Source organism: Streptomyces sp. NPDC008163, assembly GCF_042956885.1.
Lineage (GTDB): Bacteria > Actinomycetota > Actinomycetes > Streptomycetales > Streptomycetaceae > Streptomyces > Streptomyces drozdowiczii_A.
This window is the reverse complement of the sequence record NZ_JBIBHG010000004.1, coordinates 253,722-273,179: the sequence shown is the minus strand read 5'-3', so window position 1 is coordinate 273,179 and position 19,458 is coordinate 253,722. Positions and strand designations below refer to the sequence as shown.

Sequence of the window (19,458 nt, the reverse complement as noted above, 5' to 3'; positions counted from 1 at the left end):
GGGTAACCAGACTGCCCACCCCCTGGTGCCGGAGCGGCGAAGGTCACACGCGGAAACTGCCCGGAGAGCACCCCTCCGCACACGGCGAATGGCCCGGACGGACTCGTTTTCGAGTCCGTCCGGGCCATTCGCGAGGCGCGCGGGGCGGCGCGGAACCTGGCGTGATTACGCCCCTGTCCTATGCCGCAACGAGGGTCGCCGTGCCGCTACGAGGGCTGCGTGAGCGCCTGGTACAGCAGCGGGGCCACCTGCTCGATCTGCCAGTGCCGGGCGCCGTACCCGGCGAGCGCCGACTCCACCGTCTCCGGCGTCGGGTTCTTTGGCGGCTCCCAGCAGACCCGGCGCACCGTGTCCGGCGTGATCAGGTTCTCCTGCGGCAGGTGCAGCCGCTCCGCGAGCGCGGAGACCGCGGTGCGGGCCGCCGAGAGCCGGGCGGCGGCGGCCGGGTCCTTGTCGGCCCAGGCGCGCGGCGGCGGCGGACCCGCGAGGGCCTGGCCGGGCTGCGGCAGCTCCGTGTCGGGCAGCGCCTTGGCCCGGTCCACGGCCGCCTGCCACTGCTCCAGCTGGCGCCGGCCCATGCGCGGACCGAAGCCGGGCAGGGCGGTCAGCGCCTGGGTGTTGGCCGGCAGCGCGAGCGCGGCCTCGATGATCGCCCCGTCGCCGAGCACCTTGCCGGGCGAGATGTCGCGCCGCCGGGCGATCTGGTCCCGGGCGTTCCACAGCTCCCGGACGACCGCCATCTGGCGGCGGCGGCGGACCTTGTGCATCCCGGAGGTGCGGCGCCACGGGTCCTGCCGCGGCGGAGCGGGGGGCGCCGAGGCGATGGCGGAGAACTCCTCCTGGGCCCATTCCAGCTTGCCCTGCCGGTCGAGCTCGTCCTCCAGCGCGTCGCGCAGGTCGATGAGGAGCTCGACGTCGAGCGCGGCGTAGCGCAGCCAGGGCTCGGGCAGCGGGCGGGTGGACCAGTCGACGGCGGAGTGGCCCTTCTCCAGCGAGTAGCCGAGGACGCTCTCGACCATGGCCCCGAGGCCGACGCGGGGGAAGCCGGCCAGCCGTCCGGCGAGCTCGGTGTCGAAGAGCCCGGTCGGTGTCATCCCTATCTCGCGCAGGCAGGGCAGGTCCTGCGTCGCCGCGTGCAGGATCCACTCGGTGCCGCGCAGGGCCTCGCCGAGCCCGGACAGGTCGGGGCAGCCGACGGGGTCGACGAGCGCGCTGCCCGCCCCGTCACGGCGCAGCTGCACGAGGTAGGCGCGCTGGCCGTAGCGGTAGCCGGACGCCCGCTCGGCGTCCACGGCCACCGGGCCCGAGCCCGCGGCGAATGCGGCGATCACCCCGGCCAGGGCGTCGTCGGACGCCACCACCGGCGGAATGCCCTCGCGCGGTTCCAGCAAGGGGATCGGCGCCGGGGCGACGTCGTCCGGGGGAGCGCCCCCGGTGGTTCGCAGTGATGTGTCTGCTGCGGTCTCTTGGGCGTCGGTCACGTGTCAAGGGTATCTGTGTGTGCGCGGCGGCTGCCGACGGAACGTTCCGTCGGCAGCCGCCGATGCACGTAATCCAGCCGGTTCCGTACGCAGGGCACCGGCCGGGGCGGGGGGTCAGTGGATGATGCCCGTCCGCAGGGCCACCGCGACCATGCCGGCGCGGTCGCCGGTGCCCAGCTTGCGGGCGATGCGGGCGAGGTGGCTCTTCACGGTCAGGGCGGACAGCCCCATGGAGACGCCGATGGCCTTGTTGGACTGGCCCTCGGCGACGAGCCGCAGGACCTCCACCTCGCGGCCGGACAGTTCGCGGTAGCCGCCCGGGTGGCTCGGGGTGCCGGGGGGCCGGCGGTGCATACGGGCGGCGGTGGCGCCGATGGGGGCGACGCCGGGACGGGCCGGGTGGCCGATGTTGGTACGGGTGCCGGTCACGACGTAGCCCTTGACGCCGCCCGCGAGGGCGTTGCGCACGGCACCGATGTCGTCGGCGGCGGACAGGGCGAGACCGTTGGGCCAGCCGGCGGCTCGGGTTTCGGACAGCAGGGTCAGCCCGGAACCATCGGGCAGGTGGACGTCGGCTACGCAGATGTCGCGCGGGTTGCCGACGCGGGGACGGGCCTCCGCGATGGACGACGCCTCGATGACGTCACGAACTCCGAGGGCCCACAGATGACGGGTCACGGTGGAACGGACGCGCGGGTCGGCCACGACGACCATGGCCGTCGGCTTGTTCGGGCGGTAGGCGACCAGGCTTGCGGGCTGCTCGAGGAGAACGGACACCAGGCCTCCTGGGGAGTGGCGGGACGGGCCGGCTCGGGGATGAAGCCGGGGCGAACCGTGCTTGAAGGGTCATTGACTCCTTCGGCAGCAGACCCCTGCTCCTTTAGGGGAAGATCACGATTTGTTGAGTAACAATTCGGGCAAATGGGGTTCTCGATCGATTCCTGAGAGCGTTTTCCGCTGGCCGAAAGTGATCGCATGACGCGGTGTCACGGAAAATCGCACGACCCGACGGCACGGAAAACGGGGCGGCCCGGAGGCCGCCCCGCTCGTCCCGCTCACGGCAGGGACTACGGCCCCTGCGGGCCCCGGCGCTGTGGAAGCGTGACCACCGCCGCGTCGAGAGGGCCCGACGGCGGCAGGCCCGCGATCTGGCAGAGCAGGTCGCCCCACGCGACCAGGTGCGCCGCCGCGTCCGGTGCCCCGCCCAGGCCCTCGCGCGGCGTCCAGGAGGCCCGGATCTCGATCTGCGTCGCGGGGCGCCGGGTCTCCAGCGCGCCGAAGTAGTGCGAGCCCGCCATCGTGACGGTGCCGCCCGCTTCCCCGTAGAACAGGCCGCGGGCCTCCAGGGCGCCGGTCAGCCAGGACCAGCAGACCTCGGGGAGCAGCGGGTCGGCGGCCATCTCCGGCTCCAGCTCGGCGCGGACCAGGGTGACGAGCCGGAAGGCGCCCTGCCACGCCTCGTGGCCGGCCGGGTCGTGCAGCAGGACGAGCCGCCCGTCCGCGAGGTCGTCCTCGCCGTCGACGACCGCCGCCTCCAGCGCGTACGCGTGCGGGGCGAGCCGCTTCGGCGGCCGGGTCGGCTCCACCTCCAGCTCGGGACGCAGCCGCGCCGCGCGCAGCGCGTCCACCGCCGAACGGAACGCGGACGGGACGGCACCACCCTCCGCACCGTCCGTGCCGTCAGCGCCATCGGATTGACCGGAGATGTGTCCCTGAGCCGCAGCCATGCGGGGAAGAGTAGGCGGAACGGGAGCTCCGCGCGCGGAAGGACACCCGTGCGGGGCCGGGCTCGTTGCCCACGCGTGCGAAGATTCTGTGCGTGAGTGCCAACGACCGCCCCTCCGGGCCGCAGACGAAGACTTCCGCCACCTACGACTCGGCGTTCCTCAAGGCGTGCCGGCGCGAGCCGGTCCCGCACACGCCGGTCTGGTTCATGCGCCAGGCGGGGCGTTCGCTGCCCGAGTACCTGAAGGTGCGCGAAGGCATCCCGATGCTCGAATCCTGCACGATGCCGGAGCTCGTCGCCGAGATCACCATGCAGCCCGTCCGCCGCCACAAGGTCGACGCCGCCGTCTACTACAGCGACATCGTCGTCCCGCTGAAGGCCATCGGCGTCGACCTCGACATCAAGCCCGGCGTCGGCCCCGTCATCGCCGAGCCGATCCGCACCCGTGCCGACCTCGCCCGGCTGCGCGACCTGACCCCCGAGGACGTCCCCTACGTCACCGAGGCCGTCCGGCTGCTCACCGCCGAGCTGGGGGAGACCCCGCTGATCGGCTTCGCGGGCGCGCCGTTCACCCTCGCGAGCTACCTCGTGGAGGGCGGGCCCTCCCGCAACCACGAGCACACCAAGGCCATGATGTACGGCGACCCGGAGCTCTGGGCCGACCTGCTCGACCGGCTCGCCGAGATCACCGGCGCCTTCCTCAAGGTCCAGATCGAGGCCGGCGCCTCGGCCGTCCAGCTCTTCGACTCCTGGGTCGGCGCCCTGGCCCCCGCCGACTACCGGCGCTCCGTGCTGCCCGCCTCCGCGAAGGTCTTCGACGCCGTCGCCGGGTACGGCGTCCCCCGCATCCACTTCGGCGTCGGCACCGGCGAACTGCTCGGCCTGATGGGCGAGGCCGGGGCGGACGTCGTCGGCGTCGACTGGCGGGTGCCGCTGGACGAGGCCGCCCGCCGCGTCGGCCCCGGCAAGGCACTCCAGGGCAACCTCGACCCGGCGGTGCTCTTCGCGCCGACCTCCGCGGTGGAGGCCAAGACCCGGGAGGTGCTGGACGCGGCCGCCGGTCTGGAGGGCCACATCTTCAACCTGGGCCACGGCGTCATGCCGAACATGGACCCGGACGCGCTCTCCCGCCTCGTCGAGTACGTCCACACCAGCACCGCACGCTGAACCCCGCGCAGGCGGGCGCCGCTCAGTCGGTGCCCGCCTTCCGCAGCACCGACACCGTCTTGCGGGCCGCGACCAGGACCGGGTCCCAGACCGGCGAGAACGGCGGGGCGTAGCCCAGGTCCAGGGCGGTCATCTGCTCGACCGTCATCCGGGCGGTGAGCGCCACCGCCGCCACGTCCACCCGCTTCCCCGCGCCCTCGCGGCCCACGATCTGCACGCCGAGCAGCCGCCCCGTGCGGTACTCCGCGAGCATCTTCACCGTCATGAGCCCTGCGTCCGGGTAGTAGCCCGCCCGGCTCGTCGACTCGATCGTCGCCGTGACGTACCGCAACCCCACCGCCCGGGCGTCCTTCTCGCGCAGCCCGGTCCGGGCGATCTCCAGGTCGCACACCTTGCTCACCGCCGTACCCACCACACCGGGGAACGTGCCGTAGCCGCCGCCGACGTTGGAGCCGATGACCTGGCCGTGCTTGTTGGCGTGCGTGCCGAGCGCGATGTGCCGGGTGTGGCCCGCCACCAGGTCCAGGACCTCCACGCAGTCGCCGCCCGCCCAGATGTTCTCGTGGCCCTGGACCCGCATCGCCAGATCGGTGAGCAGCCCGCCGTGCGGCGCGAGCGGCAGCCCGGCCTCCCGGGCGAGGGCCGTCTCCGGCTCGACGCCGATGCCGAGGACCACGATGTCCGCCGGGTAGGACGCGTCGTCCGTGACGACCTCGGTGACGCGGCCGTCGTCGCCGGTCCGGATCGCGGTGACCGCCGCCCCGTTCACCGTGGTGATCCCGAGCCCGTCCATCGCCTCGTGGACCAGGCGCCCCATGTCCGGGTCGAGCGTGGCCATCGGCTGCGCGCCCCGGTTGAGGACGGTCACCTCGAAGCCGCGCTTCAGCATCGCCTCGGCCATCTCGACGCCGATGTACCCCGCACCGACGACGACCGCGCGCCGGCCCTCCGTGCGGTCCAGGCTGTCCAGCAGGGCCTGCCCGTCGTCCAGGGTCTGCACCCCGTGCACCCCGGCCGCGTCCATGCCGGGCAGCTCCGGGCGGACCGGGCGGGCCCCGGTGGCGATCACGAGCTTGTCGAACCCGGTCCAGTACGTCTCGCCGGACTCCCGGTCCAGGGCGCGCACCCGCTGCCCCGCCACATCGATCTCCGTCACCTCGGTGCGGGTGCGCAGATCGATGTCGCGGGACCGGTGCTCCTCGGGCGTGCGGGCGATCAGGTCGTCCCGGTCGGAGACGTCGCCGCTGACCCAGTACGGGATGCCGCACGCGGAGTACGAGGTGAAGTGGCCCCGCTCGAAGGCGGTGATGCTCAGCTCGTCCGGGCCCTTGAGCCGCCGTGCCTGGGACGCGGCGGACATGCCCGCCGCGTCCCCGCCGATGACCACCAGTCGTTCCGCCGCCATGCCGGTCCCTCCGAACGTCTCCGAAAGGACCCACGCTACGGCGCGGGCCGCGCCGGTGGCGTACTCACTCGCCCTTCGCGCCCCGGCGACGGCGGTGCAGCAGCCGCCACAGCACGGCCAGAACGGCCGCCACGCCGAGGAACGGGGCCGCGGCGCCGACCGCCATCGCCAGCCAGCGCAGCATCGTCACGAAGGCGTGCCAGCCCCCGGCGACGGCGTCCGCGAAGCCGGGGTCGTCGTCGGCCCCCTCGGCCGCCGTCTCCGGCTCCACCAGATCGAGCGTGATGGTCGCCAGCGTCGTCCGGTCCTTCAGCGACGCCTGCTGGGCGAGCAGCGACTCCAGCTCGGCCTGACGGCTGCTCAGTTCGCCCTCCAGCGTGACCACATCGGCCAGCTTGCCGGCCCGGTCCATCAGCTTGCGGACCCGCGCCACGCTCGCCCGCTGGGTGGCGATCCGGCTGTCGGTGTCCACGACCTGGTCGGTGACGTCCTTGGCCGCCGAGGTGCGGGAGACCAGCTTCCCCGCCCCGGACAGCTCCCGCAGCACCTCGTCGTAGGACTCCTGCGGTACGCGCAGGACCAGGTTCGAGGATTCCCTGGTGCCGTCGATCCGCTCGGTGGTCTCCTTCTCGACCAGCCCGCCCGCGTCCTGCGCCGTCGCCCGGGCGTTCGCGGCCGCCTTCGACGTGTCCTTCACCTCGACGGAGAGCGTGGCGGTGCGGATGACGTGGGTCGCTGACGGTGTCGGGTTCTTACGCGGCTGCTCCGGCCGCTCCGCGTCGGCCGCCGGCGCACCGGCCTTGCCGCTCTTCTGCTGCTGCGCCCCGGCGACGCCCCGGTCGGCGCTCGCACTCGAATCCTCGCCGGCCGCGCCGCAGCCGCTCAGCGCGAGCACGGCTGCCAGCAGCACGGCGGCCGGTCCGGACACGCGCCTGCCGGTGCGTACGAAAGGTGTTCCTCGCATAACTGTCCCCCCAGGACGGGTGATTGATGTCGGCGGTGGGACGTGGCGAGGTGCGCGGACGGACCCGGAAATCCGGTTTCGAACCGGTCACGGTCGGGACTCGGAACCGGTTTGAGAGAGTGGAGCCATGCAGCCATCCACACACCGCGCGGACCGGGCCCCCCGTCATGTCGTCGTCATCGGCGGCGGCATCGCCGGACTCGCGGCCGCCCACCGGCTCGTCGGCGCCGGGCTGAGGGTCACCGTCCTGGAGGCGACCGACCGGCTCGGCGGCAAGCTCATGACCGGAGAGGTCGCCGGTGTCCGGGTCGACCTCGGCGCCGAGTCCATGCTCGCCCGCCGCCCGGGGGCCGTCTCCCTGGCCCGCGCCGTGGGCCTCGGCGACCGCCTCCAGCCGCCGGCCACGGCCACCGCCGCGCTGTGGACGCGTGACGCGCTGCGCCCGATGCCCAAGGGCCATGTCATGGGTGTCCCGGGCGACCCGTCCGTCCTGGGCGAGGTGCTGTCGGCCGAGGGGCTGGCCCGGATCGCCGAGGACCGCGCACTGCCCCCGGCGACGGTCGGCGAGGACGTCGCGGTCGGCGCGTACGTGGCGGAGCGGCTGGGCCGCGAGGTCGTGGACCGGCTGGTGGAGCCGCTGCTCGGCGGGGTGTACGCGGGCGACGCCTACCGGATCTCGATGCGCGCCGCCGTACCGCAGCTCTTCGAGGCCGCCCGGGAAGGCGGCTCCCTGCTCGACGGGGTCACCCGGCTCCAGGAGCGGGCCGCCGCCCGGCAGCAGACCGGACCCGTCTTCCAGGGCATCGAGGGAGGCATCGGCACCCTTCCGGGGGCCGTCGCCGACGCCGTACGGGCCGGGGGCGGCGCGATCCTCACCGAGACCCCCGTGCTGGGCCTGACCCGTAACGCCGACGGCTGGGACGTCCGCACCGACACCGGGGTCGTCTCCGCCGACGGCCTCGTGCTCGCGGTGCCCGCCTGGTCCGCCGCCACGCTGCTGGCCGCCGAGTCACCGGGGGCCTCCGCCGAACTGGCGGGCGTCGAATACGCGTCGATGGCGCTGGTCACCATGGCGTTCCGGCGCTCCGACGTGACCGGTACGGCCTTCGACGGGCGCTCCGGCTTCCTCGTACCGCCGGTCGACGGGCACACCATCAAGGCCGCCACCTTCTCCACGCACAAGTGGCAGTGGGTCGCCGAAGCGGCCCCGGACCTCTTCGTGCTGCGGACCTCGGTCGGCCGGTACGGCGAGGAGGAGCACCTGCACCGCGAGGACGTCGAGCTCGTCGGCGTCTCGCTGCGCGACCTGGCCGCCGCGACCGGGCTCTCCGCCCGGCCCGTGGCGACCGAGGTCACCCGGTGGATCGGCGGACTGCCGCAGTACCCGGTGGGGCACCTCACCCGGGTCGCCCGCATCCGGGACGAGGTCGCCAAGCTGCCCGCGCTGCGGGTCTGCGGCGCGGTGTACGACGGGGTCGGCATCCCGGCCTGCGTGGCGAGCGCCCACCGGGCGGCGGACGAGATCGCCGGGGATCTCGGCGGGGAGATCATCGCCACGCCGACCCTGGTTCAGGGCACTCGGAGCGAGGCGGGACAATAGCCGTATGAGTGCTCCTGAGACTGCGACATCAAGCAAGGTTCCGAACGCCGGCAAGAAGGCCAAGGACCTCAACGACGTCATCCGCTACACGCTGTGGTCCGTCTTCAAGCTGCGCGACGTCCTGCCCGCCGACACGGACCGCGCGGCCGTCTCCGGTGAGGTCCAGGAGCTGTTCGACCAGCTCGCCGCGAAGGACATCACCATCCGCGGCACGTACGACGTCTCGGGCCTGCGCGCCGACGCGGACCTCATGATCTGGTGGCACGCGGAGACCGCGGACGAGCTCCAGGAGGCGTACAACCTCTTCCGTCGCACCCGGCTCGGCCGCCACCTGGAGCCGGTCTGGTCGAACATGGCGCTGCACCGCCCCGCCGAGTTCAACAAGTCGCACATCCCGGCGTTCCTCGCCGACGAGACGCCGCGCAACTACGTCAGCGTCTACCCCTTCGTGCGCTCGTACGACTGGTACCTGCTGCCCGACGAGGACCGTCGCCGCATGCTCGCCGACCACGGCAAGATGGCCCGCGGCTACCCGGACGTGCGCGCCAACACCGTCGCCTCCTTCTCGCTCGGCGACTACGAGTGGATGCTGGCCTTCGAGGCGGACGAGCTGTACCGCATCGTGGACCTGATGCGTCACCTCAGGGCCTCCGAGGCGCGGATGCACGTCCGCGAGGAGGTCCCCTTCTACACCGGCCGGCGCAAGTCGGTCGCGGACCTGGTGGCGGGGCTCGCGTAGCGAGCGGGCTTCCGACCACCCCAACCCGGAAGATCAGACGGCGGGCCCACGGCACCTCGTGCCGTCCGCTGGTCCAGCGACACCGGGTTCGGCTCAGCGGTGCGGCGCGCTTCGGGCGCGCCGCACCGTTCGTCATTCGTGGCTGCCCAGCAGCTTCCGTACGCCCGACCGGCCCGTCAGCGCCGCCCGCAGTGCCGGGTCGTCCACCGCGTCCACCCCGCGCACCGCGACCGTCACCAGCGTGTCGCCCGTCGCGCCGTCCCCCGGCACCGCACACGCCGCCAGCAGCCGTTGCCCGTCCGGGGAGGCCCACGCACCGTAGGGGTGCGCCTCGATCCGGGCCAAGGCCAGGCACCCCAGGGTCAGGGCGAGCGGCAGCGCGAACCACACCGGCATCGGGGCCGCGCCCCCGTCGCCGGGCGCGAGCAGGGCGGCGGCGCCCAGCGCGGCCACCAGCAGCGCCGCCCCGCGCACCCCCCGCACCGCCGAGGCGACGTCCGCCCCGCGCGGGACCGCCAGACCGGCCGCGACGAGCCGGTCGGCCACCGCGCGCACGGCGTCGGCAGCGGCGGCCGACGCGCGTACCGGCGCTATCGGCGACTGGCCCTCCGGCCCTATGGCGCGGATCACCGTACGTTCCACCTCGTCGCGGCCCTCGGGGTCCACGACCGTCGCCCAGCCGGTGTGGGCCAGCAGCAGCCGGCGCCGCAGATGCATGGAGACCAGCGCCAGGTCGGCGACCCGGCCGGGTCCGCCCGCCAGGAACGCCGCCTCGTACAGCGTGAGTTGCCGCCCGCGCCCGCCGGCCCCGCTCACCGGCCGACGGGCCGCGCGGGCCGCCGAGAGACAGAGCCGGGCGCAGGAAAGACCCGCCGCACCCCACGCGACCAGCAGCAACAGAAACGGCACCATGCCGGTGTTCTATGCCAGCACCGCCGGTGGCGCCATAGCTCGTCCAGTAAGTGGACGGCCGTCTCAGGAACTGCTGCCGCAGCTCGATCCGCCGCCGCAGCTGGAACCGCCGCCGCAGCTGCTGCCACCCCCGCAACTCGACCCGCCGCCCCCACAGCCGCTGCCGCCACCGCAGCCCGATCCGCCGCCCCCGCAGCCCGATCCGCCGCCTCCGCCGCAGCTGCTGCCCGAGGAGCTGCCGCAGCCGCCGCCCGGGCTCGCCCCCGCGCACCACACGGCCGGCGCCACCAGCACCGCCGAGGAGCCGTACGGGGTGTACGAGGAGGCGGTGGGCCGGGTCCTGGCCGCCGCGATCAGGTGCGTCCGCAGCTCCGGGTCCGGGACGCCGCGCAGCCCCCGGGTCGCCACCAGGAACCCCGGGTCGGTGCGGTGGGCGTGCGCGGTCCCGAACTCCGCCGCCGCCCTGCGCCCCGCCCGGGTGACCCGGGACCGGGCCACCCCCGCGCAGACCAGGCCGGAGACGAAGCCGACGACGACGGCCGGGATCATCGCCACCGCGAACGGGTAGCTCCAGCCGGCGCCGTCGTCGCCCTCCATGAACCGGGCGATGGCCAGGCCGATGGTGACCGGGCCGGACGCGAGGCACAACAGCATCTGCAACAGACCCCAGATGCGCCACCCGGCACTCGCGCGGGGCGGGGCCAGCAGTCCCCGCGCGGCGAGGCCGTCGCCGGTCTCCTGCACCGCCGGATGCCGCATCACGGCCGCCCGCAGCGCCGGCAGCGCCCCGCTCGGCGCGGCGGCCAGCTCATGGAGCACCGCCCGCTCCACCGGGTCATAGGCGACCGGCCGGAGCACGGCGACGATGCCGGGACCGCCGATGGCCAGCCGGCCGTCCGCGTGCATGGCCGCCAGCGCGGTGTCGGCCACCCGGCCCGGCCCGCCGTTCAGGAACGCCACCTCGGACAGGTCGTGCGCCGGACCGCCCACCCCTCGGCGGGAGCGGGCCAGGCCGACGATCAGCGCGGTGGAGGAGGCGATCACCGCGAGCGTGAGGAACACCAGCATCCCGTCCACGCCGGTCACCGCCCCACCAGGACGGAGCGGGCCGCCCGGGCCAGGCGGGTCGCGCGGCCGGGCGGCCGTGGCGCGGCCCGGTCCCGCCACCACCGCGTCAGCCGGTGCCGGGCCGCGTCGTCCTCCGGGCGGCCCGCGATGAGCAGGTGCTCGGCGAAGTCCAGCGCGTCGCGCCGGTACCCCGCCGTCATGGGCCGCGCCCCGGCGTACGCGAGGAACGCGGCCCGGTAGCCGTCGCCCAGGATCTCCGGCAGCTCGGGCGCCACCTTGGCCACGACGTCGGCGCGCTTCGCGGCGAGGGCGCGGCTCTGCACCCGGAGCCGGGCCGGGTCGAACCCCTGCGGCGCGGGCGTGCCGGCGACCAGGGCGGACAGCAGGGCGGCCTGGGCCACGGCGACCCCGTCCCGTACGGCCTCCGTGACCGGCGGGGCGGCCGGGACCTCCGGGGGGACCCAAGCGGCCGTGGCGCCCCCGCCCTTCGCCAGCACCCCCCGGATCGCGTCCAGCTCGCCCGCCAGCTCACCGGCCGGCGGGAACGCCTCGTCCCGCTCCAGCAGCACCCCCGGCGGGTTTACCCGGGAGCGCAGCTCCGCCAGCACGTCGAGCACCGGGGCGGTCACCGGGTGGGCGTGCGTGTCGTGCCACACGCCGTCCTTCTCGACCCCGCCCGCCACGTGCACGTACGCGATGGCCTCCACCGGCAGCCCGTCCAGCGCGGCCACCGGGTCCTCGCCCCGGTTCACGTGGTTGGTGTGCAGATTGGCCACGTCGATCAGCAGCCGCACCCCGGTCCGCTCGACCAGCTCCGCCAGGAACCGCCCCTCGGTCAGCTCCTCGTCCGGCCAGGAGACCAGCGCCGCGATGTTCTCCAGGGCCAGCGGCACCGGCAGCGCGTCCTGCGCGATGCGCACGTTCTCGCACAGCACGTCCAGCGCCGCCCGGGTGCGCGGCACCGGCAGCAGATGGCCCGCCTCCAGGACCGGCGAACCGGTGCGCGGCCCGCCCGCCCGTACGAAGGCGATGTGCTCGGTCACCAGCGGCGCGCCGAGCAGCGTGGCCCGGGCGGCGAGGTCCGCGAGCTTGGCGGGGTCGGGGCGGTCGGCGCCCCCGAGACCCAGCGAGACGCCGTGCGGCACCACCGTGACCCCGCGCTCCCGCAGCCGTACCAGGGAGTCCGGCAGGTGGTCGGCGCAGAGGTTCTCCGCGACCGCCTCCACCCAGTCGATCCCCTCCAGCGCCTCCACCTCGCCGGCGATCTCCGGCCGCCAGCCGATCCCGATGCCCAGCCTCATACCGTCCCCCATGTCGCTTCCCCCTCGTTCCGTGCAGGGGTGATGGCCCCGGAGCGCGGCCCTGAATCCGCAAGGGAGGACGTTCAGAGCTTCATTTGAGGTTCCGCCGGTCCCTGTTCTCTCAGCGACGTCGCCGCAGCGCCGGGTGGTCGGCGACCACCGTGCACGAGCCCGGGGCGATCTCCGTGAACCCCGCGTCCCGTACGACCGGCAGCCCGCTCACCGTCAGCTCCGCCCAGCGGCCCGGCTCCGCCGTGGCCACCGAGAGCGGGAACCCGGCCTCGCGCCACGCCTTGCGCTCGGTCTCCGTCAGCTCCCACCAGGCGAGCTGCGCCCCGTGCCCGACCTGCGCCATCTCCTTGCCCGCCGACATGCCGAGCTCCGGGTTGAGCCAGAGCACCGGGTGCGCCGGGTCGGGCGCGGCCGGCGGCTCCGGGTCGTCCAGGTCGGTCCCGGAGACCTGGAGCTTGGCCAGCTCCTTCGGCCAGCCGTCCAGGGGCACCGGCGGGAAGACCCGCACCTCCGCCTCCTCGCCCGTCACCGTGATCCCGGGCAGGGCCGAGGCCTTGCGCCACTCCGCGCCCCGGGCCCGCCGGACCACCTTGCGGATGCGGGCGTCCTGCCAGTCCCGCATCACCCGCGCCCACTCGCCCTCGCCCACCGACCGCTCGTCGGACAGCATCACGAGGACCGCGCGGGCGGCCGTGCGCAGGGCGTCGGTGCGGGCCGGCGGCGCGGCCTTCTCGATGTGCACCACCAACGGCAGTACGTACTGGGGTGCTTCGTCCCGGTCCGTCCGCTCGGGCCGGAAGGGGCTGTCCACGGGCTCGGGGGCCGGCTCGGCGGACGGGGACGCGGGGATGTCGTTGCTGCTCACCCGCCCAGTCTGCCAGCCGCCCCGGACACCGTTCTTGGCGGAATGGAAGGCTCCGGGCGAGGATGCCGTCCATGAAGAGCGATCTCTTTTCCAGCGAGCACATGGCCGAGCAGGCGACCGTCCCCGGGATGACGCTGCAGAACGCCAAGTCCATCAAATACGCGGTCAACGGGGAGATGCACGCCCGCCAGGGATCGATGGTCGCCTTCCGCGGGAACCTCCAGTTCGAGCACAAGAGCCAGGGCATCGGCGGCCTCCTCAAGCGGGCGGTCACCGGCGAGGGGCTGCCGCTGATGGCGGTGCGCGGCCAGGGGGAGGCGTGGTTCGCGCACGAGGCCGCGAACTGCTTCATCGTGGAGATGGAGCAGGGCGACGCCCTCACCATCAACGGCCGCAACGTGCTGTGCTTCGACGCGTCGCTCTCGTACGAGATAAAGACCGTCAAGGGCGCCGGGATGACCGGCGGCGGCCTCTTCAACAGCGTCTTCACCGGCTACGGCAAGCTGGGCCTGATGTGCGACGGATATCCCATCGTCATCCCCGTCACCCCGCAGCAGCCGGTCTTCGTGGACACGGACGCCGTCGTCGGCTGGAGCGCCCAGCTGAACACCTCGCTGCACCGCTCGCAGAGCCTCGGCTCGATGATCCGGGGCGGTTCGGGGGAGGCCGTCCAACTGCGCCTGGACGGGCAGGGATTCGTGATCGTACGGCCCAGCGAGCTGAAGCCCGAGAAGGCGTCGTCCCACTGAGCACCGGTACGGAGGTCCTGCGGCTGCGGGGAGTCGGCCGGCGGTACGGGCTCACCGGCCCCTGGGTGCTGCGCGGGGTCGACCTCGCCCTGCCCACGCGCGCCCTGGTCCGCGTGGAGGGCGCCAACGGCACCGGCAAGTCGACCCTGTTGCGGCTGCTGGCCCGGATCGACGCCCCCTCCGAGGGCCGGATCACGGGCCGCCCGCGCACCGCGTACGTCCCCGAGCGGTTCCCGGCGGCCCTGCCGTTCACGGCCGCCGGGTATCTCGTCCACCTGGGCCGCGTCCACGGGCTGCGCGCCACTGGGGCGGCCGACCGGGCGGACCACTGGCTCACCCGGTTCGGCGCCGCCGCGCACGCCCGGACGCCCCTTGCCGAACTCTCCAAGGGCACCAGCCAGAAGGTCGCCGTCGCCCAGGCGCTCCTCGCCGAACCGGAACTTCTGGTCCTGGACGAGGCGTGGACCGGCCTCGACACCGAGGCGCGCGAGGTGCTGGACCGGGCCGTGGCGGAACGCGTCGCGGCCGGGGCGACGGTGGTGTACGTCGACCACGACCCGCGCCGGCTGGCGGGCGCGGTCGACGCGGCGTTCCGGGTCGAGGGGCTGGGCCTGACCGCCGCCCCGCTCGCGACGGACCTTGAGCCCCGCGTACGCATCGAGGCCACGGCCCCGCCGGGGACCCCGCTCCCGTCCGGACTGCCCGGGGCTCCCGCGTACACCCTGACCGGCGACGGAACGGCCCGCCTCACGGTCTCGGCGGCGCACTCCGACGCCCTGCTCGGCGCGCTGCTGTCGGCCCGGCCGCAATGGCACATCGGGCGGGTGGGGCCGGTGCGGGGGCCGGATGCGGGCGGCGGGGGCGAGGCCCGTACGCGCCCCCGCTCCGAACCGGAACCCGCACCGCACCGCTCACCCACCCCGGACGGGGACCCCGCCTCATGACCGCGCTCATCCGCTACCAGGCCGACCTGCTCGTGCGGTCCCAGCGCTGGCTGGCCCCGGTCCTGCTCTACCTGGCCTTCCTCGCCGTCGGCATCCGCTCCGGGCAGCCCGTTCTCGACTCGCTCGGCTACACCGCCGCCGGGATGCTCCCGGTCACCGCTTGGCTGGTGCGCGTCTGCCTCACCCAGGAGCCGCCTGCCGCCCGGGCGGTCGTCGCGGCGGCGGCCGGCGGGCAGCCCCGGGCCCATCTGGCGGCCCTGCTCACCGGTCTTGGCGGCGCCGCGCTGCTCGGCACCGCCGCCACCGCCGTGGTCCTGGCGATCAGCGACCCGGCCAGCACGGGCCACTCGGTGCGGGTGCCCCTGCCGCTCGCCGGAGCCGCCGGAATTCTCGCCACCGCGTGCTGCGTGCTGCTGGGCGCGGCGGCGGGCGCGCTGTGCGGCCGGCCGCTGCTGCGCGGGCGCGGCTGGTCCCTCGCGGCGACGGTGCTCGCGGCGCTGCTGGCGCTGGTCACCGCCGGATCGCCCGCGAAGTACGCGGTGACGGGCCTGGTCACCGGCTCGCTGACCGGCACGGTCCACGTACCGGTGCTCCCGCTGCTCGGCGCCGCCGCCGTGACGGCCGCCGCGTTCGCGCTCGTCTGCCGGCTCACTTCGGTACGGGGCTGAGTAGGCTCGTACGTATGAGTGAGGAACCGGGGCCCTACTGCGAGACGCCGCCCGCCGAGTCGCCGGAGCGGGCCGAGGGGCCGCCGTACGCCGAGTGCGTGCTGTGCCGGAAGCCGACCGAGTACGCGGAGTCGGTCAAGGGGATCACGCTGTGCCCGGTGTGCGAGTGGCAGGAGGCCCAGCGCACGGCCTGCTCCGGCTGAGGCGCCTCAGCCGCCCATCAGCTCGGACACCTTGACGAAGCGGTAGCCGCGCCTCCGTAGCTCCGGCACGACCTGGCGGACCGCGTCGGCGGTGACCGGCGCCGCGCTGCGGGTGCAGTGCATGACGACGAGCGAACCGGACCGCACCCCGTCGAGCACCTGCTCGGCGACGGCGTCCGCGTCCGTCGCGAAGGCGTCCCCGCTGACGACGTCCCACTGCACGGCGGTCACCTTCTCCGGCCCGAGGGCGCGCAGCGTGGCGTCGTCGTAACAGCCGCCGGGGAAGCGGAAGTACGGCACCACATTGCGGGCGCCGGCCGCCCGGATCGCCCCGAAGGCCCGCCGGACCTCCTCGCGCACCGCGCCCTCCTCCACCGTCGGCAGCCCGTAGCAGGGCGTGGTGAACGCGTAGTGGCTGTAGGAGTGGTTGCCGATCTCGAAAAGGGGATCGGTGCCGATGGAACGCGCCTGGTCCGGATACTCCTCGGCCCAGCGCCCGGTCATGAACACCGTCGCGGGCACCTTCAGGCGGCGCAGCAGGGCGATCAGTTCCGGGTTGTCGAAGTGCTCACCGGCCGCCGCTCGCGGCCCCTCGTCGGCCGTCATGTCGGCGTCGAAGCTGAGCGCGACGACCTTCGCGGCGCGCTGCGGCCCGCGCGTGAAGACGGGGGTCCGGCCGCCGGGGCCGGGGGCCATGACGGGGGGCCCTTTTGTGACATGAGGGGCGGGCGGCCGCTCGACGGCGGTACGCGTCGGCTGTGCCTGGCCGCAGCCGACGAGGACCGCACCCAGCACCCCCAGAACGGTCATTTTGTGCGTAAATCTGATCATTTTCGGACGCTAACCGATCGTCCGGAACCGGTCCCGGGCTGGCGCGCTAGACCGGCGGCGCCCCACGCAGATGGCGCATCAGCTGTTCCAGGGCCGCCCAGCCCTCGGCGGTCTCGCCGTCGCCGAGCGGGTAGTAGTACCCGGGCCGGCCGCCCGGGCCCAGCCGCACCGGCGCCTCCTTGAGCGGGGTCCGGGAGGCGGTGTCGAGGCCCACCTCGGTCACCTCGGGGGAGCCGAGCGCGAAGGAGTACGGGAGCGGGGGGCGTTCGAAGCGGGGCGGGGCGTTCAGGTCGCGGCGGCCGTGGCCCAGCTGGCAGAGCATGGTCCGCAGCCCGTGCCGGGTCACCAGCTCGTCGGCGAGCCCCGGCAGCGCGTCCAGGGCGGGCGCCTCGTCGGGGCCGTAGCCGAGGACGAGGGTGATCTCCTCCTCCACCCCGTCCGGGGTGCGGCTCACCTGGAGCGTGGCGACGGCGGGGCGGTCCGGGCTGCCCACGGCCACCAGCCAGGTGGGCCGGGGCGCGCGCTCGTACGCCAGGTCGGTCAGCCGCCGCCGCGACCAGGTGAGCCCTGCGGGCTCCGAGGTCCCCCAGCCGGCCGGGGGCGCGCCGGTCAGCGCCTCCCAGGCGGCTTCCAGGGCGCCGCCGAGCACGAGGTCGGCGGTGGGGCGGTGCACGGTCCGGAGCGACACGACGAGCTGCCGCTCACCGGTGGGCTCCGCCTCGGTGAACGCCTCGGCGACCGGGGTCTGCCCGTCCTCGCGCCGGTCCGGTGCGAACGCGTCGTCCTGCCAGCGGAGTACGGCGCCGGTCAGCCCGTCGTAGTAGCCGCAGCGCTCGTCCTGGACGACCCAGCGGGAGGAGGTGGACTGGAGCAGCAGCCGGGTCGGCAGCGAGAGCGTGCAGCGCGGCGGGGTGACGATCTGGAGCGACCGCTCGCTCTCCACGGTCGCCCGCAGCGCCTCCGTCATCCAGCTGGTCATGGGGACGACCGGGCGGTCCTGGATGACGACGGCCGCCTTGTCGGTGAGCATGTCGACGGCGGGCTGCGCGGCGGCGGGAGAGGGCACGGCCGTGATGCCCGAGACGTCCAGGGGGCGGGCGGCGCCGGTGGTGCCGGGGGCGTCGGCCGGCCAGACCCTGCCGCCGAGCAGCAGCGTGAGCCGCGCGGCGAAGGCCCCGGCCAGTTCCTCGGCGCGGTCCACCCCGGCGGCGGCCCGCGCCTCGACCCACCACCAGGGCCCGTCCCCCTCCGGCGCGGCCTCCGCCCCGAGCAGCCGAACGGCTTCCCCGGGTACCTGGATCAACAGCGGCACCTCCACGGACACGAGCGGCCGCCCCTCGTCGTCGCACAACTGCACGACGGCCCCGTCCCCGGTGGTCCCCACCCGCAGGTCGGGCCCGCCGGCGAGCAACCCGGCCAGCACACTGAGCGAGTCGGGCATGCGCCGGGTGAGTGCGACGACGTCCTGGGTCATGCGGGGGTCCTTCGGGTGTGGTGGGGTTCGATGACGCGGACCTGGCCGCCGCGCTCGGCGATCCAAGCCTCGATGCCGGGGCCGGTGAGCTGCCGGGGGCCCTCGTCGCCGACCACCGTGACCGGCCCGAAGACCGTGCCGGTGAGGCCGCGTACGAGGGTGGTGTCGTCCACGGTGACCTTGAACGTGTTCTGGAACAGGACGGCGTCCGTCAGGTCCGCGCCCCGCAGGTCCACGTCGTACAGCGAGGCGCCCATGATGCGCGTCCCGCGCAGGCTCGCTCCCGACGCGTCGACGTCGTGCAGTGACGCCTTGACCATGTCGGCCCGGTCGAGCCGGGCGGACCGGAGCACGGCCCGGTCGAGCTTCGCCCGGACGAGGTCGGCGCCGGCCAGATTCGCCCCGGTCAGGTCCGCCCCGCTGAGGTCCGCACGGTAGAGGCAGGCACTCCCGAGCTCCACGCCCGTAAGCACCGCCTCGTTGAGCCACGCGCCGGAGAAGTCGCCGTTCGCGAGACCGGCACCCCGGAAATCGTGCCCGACGCCGTAGAGGGCGTAGCTCGTGTCACCGAGCCATTCCCTCAGCTGGTGCGCCGCCGCAGGGTCTGCGGGGAACGCGGTCGGCTGCCACGGGGCCGGTTCCATGAACGGCGTCTCCGTCACCGCGCGCCCTCGAACGCTTCGCGGACTTTCCTCCGGACGCGGTCGTTGCCGACCGTCGTGAGGTAGCCGCCGAATTCCCGGATCTCCGGCCCCTCGGCCCGGTAGACGAGGATGACGGCGTGCTCCAGCGTGCGGGGTGAGGCGGTGACCCGCAGCACGCTCATGGCCAGCTCGACCGACATGGGTCCGTCGACGGGGGCGACGGCGCACGCCAGGTCCACCAGCTGGGTGGCCAGGTCGAACCGCTGCTTCTCGCCGGCGGCCAGGGCGCGCACGCCACGGCCGATGGCTTCCCTGATCTCACCGAGCGCTGCCCTGACGGTGGCGCTGTCGATCAGCTCGCCGAGCCGGTCCTCGAAGTACTGGGTGTCGGCGAGCCGCACGAGCGCCCGGAACGCCTCTTCGCGCAGCGCCGCCGTGCCCTTCTCCTCGACCTGGTAGTGGCTCACGTCCACGGCCAGCGCCAGTTGCGAGAACGTGCTGTCCACGGAGAACTTCCGGTCGATCGAGAACTCGTACCACGGGGTGCCCTCCGGGTCACCGGCCGCCCGGATCACCGCCTCGAACCCGGCCGCCTCGCCCGCTTCCGTCAGATCCCGGCACGCCAGAAACCGCTCCATAGCCGGGGCGCCGGGATCGTTCATCACACGGATGAGCGCGGCGACGCGGTCGCGTTCCTGATCCAAG

20 protein-coding genes are annotated in these 19,458 nt (G+C 74.3%); 7 read left to right on the top strand and 13 right to left on the bottom strand.

Going from position 1 to position 19,458, the window contains the following annotated elements:
• Positions 1–206 precede the first annotated feature (206 nt).
• The 3 genes from ACFZAT_RS11755 to ACFZAT_RS11745 all read right to left on the bottom strand — a co-directional run bounded on the left by ACFZAT_RS11755 (position 207) and on the right by ACFZAT_RS11745 (position 3,208).
• The gene (locus ACFZAT_RS11755) at positions 207–1,481 is read right to left on the bottom strand and encodes an HRDC domain-containing protein (RefSeq protein ID WP_391263223.1); all 1,275 of its coding nucleotides are present in this window, start codon (positions 1,479–1,481) and stop codon (positions 207–209) included.
• A gap of 114 nt (positions 1,482–1,595) precedes the next feature.
• On the bottom strand, positions 1,596–2,258 hold the full coding sequence (locus ACFZAT_RS11750; protein WP_018100712.1) for a response regulator transcription factor: 663 nt from the start codon (positions 2,256–2,258) through the stop codon (positions 1,596–1,598).
• Positions 2,259–2,548: 290 nt separating this feature from the next.
• On the bottom strand, positions 2,549–3,208 hold the full coding sequence (locus ACFZAT_RS11745; protein ID WP_265539805.1) for a DUF3000 domain-containing protein: 660 nt from the start codon (positions 3,206–3,208) through the stop codon (positions 2,549–2,551).
• 92 nt (positions 3,209–3,300) lie between these two features.
• Here ACFZAT_RS11745 and hemE point away from each other — a divergent pair, with 92 nt between their 5' ends.
• On the top strand, positions 3,301–4,374 hold the full coding sequence (gene hemE / locus ACFZAT_RS11740) for a uroporphyrinogen decarboxylase (RefSeq protein ID WP_391263220.1): 1,074 nt from the start codon (positions 3,301–3,303) through the stop codon (positions 4,372–4,374).
• A 22-nt stretch (positions 4,375–4,396) separates the two neighbouring features.
• On the opposite strand, the gene ACFZAT_RS11735 is transcribed toward hemE, so the two are convergent.
• Both ACFZAT_RS11735 and ACFZAT_RS11730 read right to left on the bottom strand, forming a co-directional pair.
• Positions 4,397–5,779: an FAD-dependent oxidoreductase gene (locus ACFZAT_RS11735; RefSeq protein WP_391263218.1), complete on the bottom strand. Its 1,383-nt coding sequence runs from the start codon at positions 5,777–5,779 to the stop codon at positions 4,397–4,399.
• A gap of 64 nt (positions 5,780–5,843) precedes the next feature.
• Positions 5,844–6,743, bottom strand: a complete 900-nt coding sequence (locus ACFZAT_RS11730; protein ID WP_391263216.1) for a DUF4349 domain-containing protein — start codon at positions 6,741–6,743, stop codon at positions 5,844–5,846.
• Between the two features lie 127 nt (positions 6,744–6,870).
• Between ACFZAT_RS11730 and hemG the strand changes: the two genes are divergently transcribed.
• Together hemG and hemQ are read left to right on the top strand one after the other, a co-directional pair.
• Positions 6,871–8,343, top strand: coding sequence for a protoporphyrinogen oxidase (gene hemG, locus ACFZAT_RS11725; RefSeq protein ID WP_391263214.1), 1,473 nt, complete (start codon positions 6,871–6,873; stop codon positions 8,341–8,343).
• A gap of 4 nt (positions 8,344–8,347) precedes the next feature.
• Positions 8,348–9,082: a hydrogen peroxide-dependent heme synthase gene (hemQ, locus tag ACFZAT_RS11720; RefSeq protein WP_391263212.1), complete on the top strand. Its 735-nt coding sequence runs from the start codon at positions 8,348–8,350 to the stop codon at positions 9,080–9,082.
• Between the two features lie 132 nt (positions 9,083–9,214).
• Here the strand turns inward: hemQ and ACFZAT_RS11715 are convergent, their stop codons facing one another.
• The 4 genes from ACFZAT_RS11715 to ACFZAT_RS11700 all read right to left on the bottom strand — a co-directional run bounded on the left by ACFZAT_RS11715 (position 9,215) and on the right by ACFZAT_RS11700 (position 13,240).
• Positions 9,215–9,994, bottom strand: a complete 780-nt coding sequence (locus tag ACFZAT_RS11715; protein WP_391263210.1) for a TIGR04222 domain-containing membrane protein — start codon at positions 9,992–9,994, stop codon at positions 9,215–9,217.
• A 63-nt stretch (positions 9,995–10,057) separates the two neighbouring features.
• Positions 10,058–11,161 carry a TIGR04222 domain-containing membrane protein gene (locus ACFZAT_RS11710; protein WP_391263572.1) on the bottom strand — a complete coding sequence of 368 codons (1,104 nt, stop codon included), beginning with the start codon at positions 11,159–11,161 and terminating at the stop codon, positions 10,058–10,060.
• Entirely contained in the window at positions 11,077–12,363 is a 1,287-nt protein-coding gene (locus tag ACFZAT_RS11705; RefSeq protein WP_391263570.1) for a DUF692 family multinuclear iron-containing protein, read from the bottom strand. Before ACFZAT_RS11705 ends, ACFZAT_RS11710 begins: the two co-directional genes overlap by 85 nt.
• A gap of 121 nt (positions 12,364–12,484) precedes the next feature.
• The gene (locus tag ACFZAT_RS11700; protein ID WP_391263209.1) at positions 12,485–13,240 is read right to left on the bottom strand and encodes a peptidyl-tRNA hydrolase; all 756 of its coding nucleotides are present in this window, start codon (positions 13,238–13,240) and stop codon (positions 12,485–12,487) included.
• Between the two features lie 71 nt (positions 13,241–13,311).
• On the opposite strand from ACFZAT_RS11700, the gene ACFZAT_RS11695 reads away from it, so the two are divergent.
• From ACFZAT_RS11695 to ACFZAT_RS11680, 4 genes are all read left to right on the top strand, one after another.
• Positions 13,312–13,989 carry an AIM24 family protein gene (locus ACFZAT_RS11695; protein WP_391263207.1) on the top strand — a complete coding sequence of 226 codons (678 nt, stop codon included), beginning with the start codon at positions 13,312–13,314 and terminating at the stop codon, positions 13,987–13,989.
• A gap of 65 nt (positions 13,990–14,054) precedes the next feature.
• Positions 14,055–14,933, top strand: a complete 879-nt coding sequence (locus ACFZAT_RS11690; RefSeq protein ID WP_391263205.1) for an ATP-binding cassette domain-containing protein — start codon at positions 14,055–14,057, stop codon at positions 14,931–14,933.
• Positions 14,930–15,601 carry an ABC transporter gene (locus ACFZAT_RS11685; RefSeq protein ID WP_391263203.1) on the top strand — a complete coding sequence of 224 codons (672 nt, stop codon included), beginning with the start codon at positions 14,930–14,932 and terminating at the stop codon, positions 15,599–15,601. Before ACFZAT_RS11690 ends, ACFZAT_RS11685 begins: the two co-directional genes overlap by 4 nt.
• A gap of 14 nt (positions 15,602–15,615) precedes the next feature.
• A complete protein-coding gene (locus tag ACFZAT_RS11680) occupies positions 15,616–15,804 on the top strand; it encodes a hypothetical protein (protein WP_391263201.1) in 189 nt (62 codons plus the stop codon).
• A gap of 6 nt (positions 15,805–15,810) precedes the next feature.
• Here ACFZAT_RS11680 and ACFZAT_RS11675 read toward each other — a convergent pair whose 3' ends face one another.
• Genes ACFZAT_RS11675 through ACFZAT_RS11660 form a run of 4 tightly spaced genes read right to left on the bottom strand, consistent with a single transcriptional unit; the run spans position 15,811 to position 19,457 of the window.
• Positions 15,811–16,635 carry a polysaccharide deacetylase family protein gene (locus ACFZAT_RS11675; RefSeq protein ID WP_391263200.1) on the bottom strand — a complete coding sequence of 275 codons (825 nt, stop codon included), beginning with the start codon at positions 16,633–16,635 and terminating at the stop codon, positions 15,811–15,813.
• A 46-nt stretch (positions 16,636–16,681) separates the two neighbouring features.
• Complete coding sequence (locus ACFZAT_RS11670) at positions 16,682–18,109, bottom strand: DUF6177 family protein (RefSeq protein WP_391263198.1); 1,428 nt, start codon at positions 18,107–18,109, stop codon at positions 16,682–16,684.
• The gene (locus ACFZAT_RS11665; protein ID WP_391263196.1) at positions 18,106–18,753 is read right to left on the bottom strand and encodes a pentapeptide repeat-containing protein; all 648 of its coding nucleotides are present in this window, start codon (positions 18,751–18,753) and stop codon (positions 18,106–18,108) included. Before ACFZAT_RS11665 ends, ACFZAT_RS11670 begins: the two co-directional genes overlap by 4 nt.
• Positions 18,754–18,767: 14 nt before the next feature.
• Positions 18,768–19,457 (bottom strand): hypothetical protein, encoded by a 690-nt coding sequence (locus ACFZAT_RS11660; protein ID WP_391263195.1) that lies wholly within the window; start codon positions 19,455–19,457, stop codon positions 18,768–18,770.
• Position 19,458 lies beyond the last annotated feature (1 nt).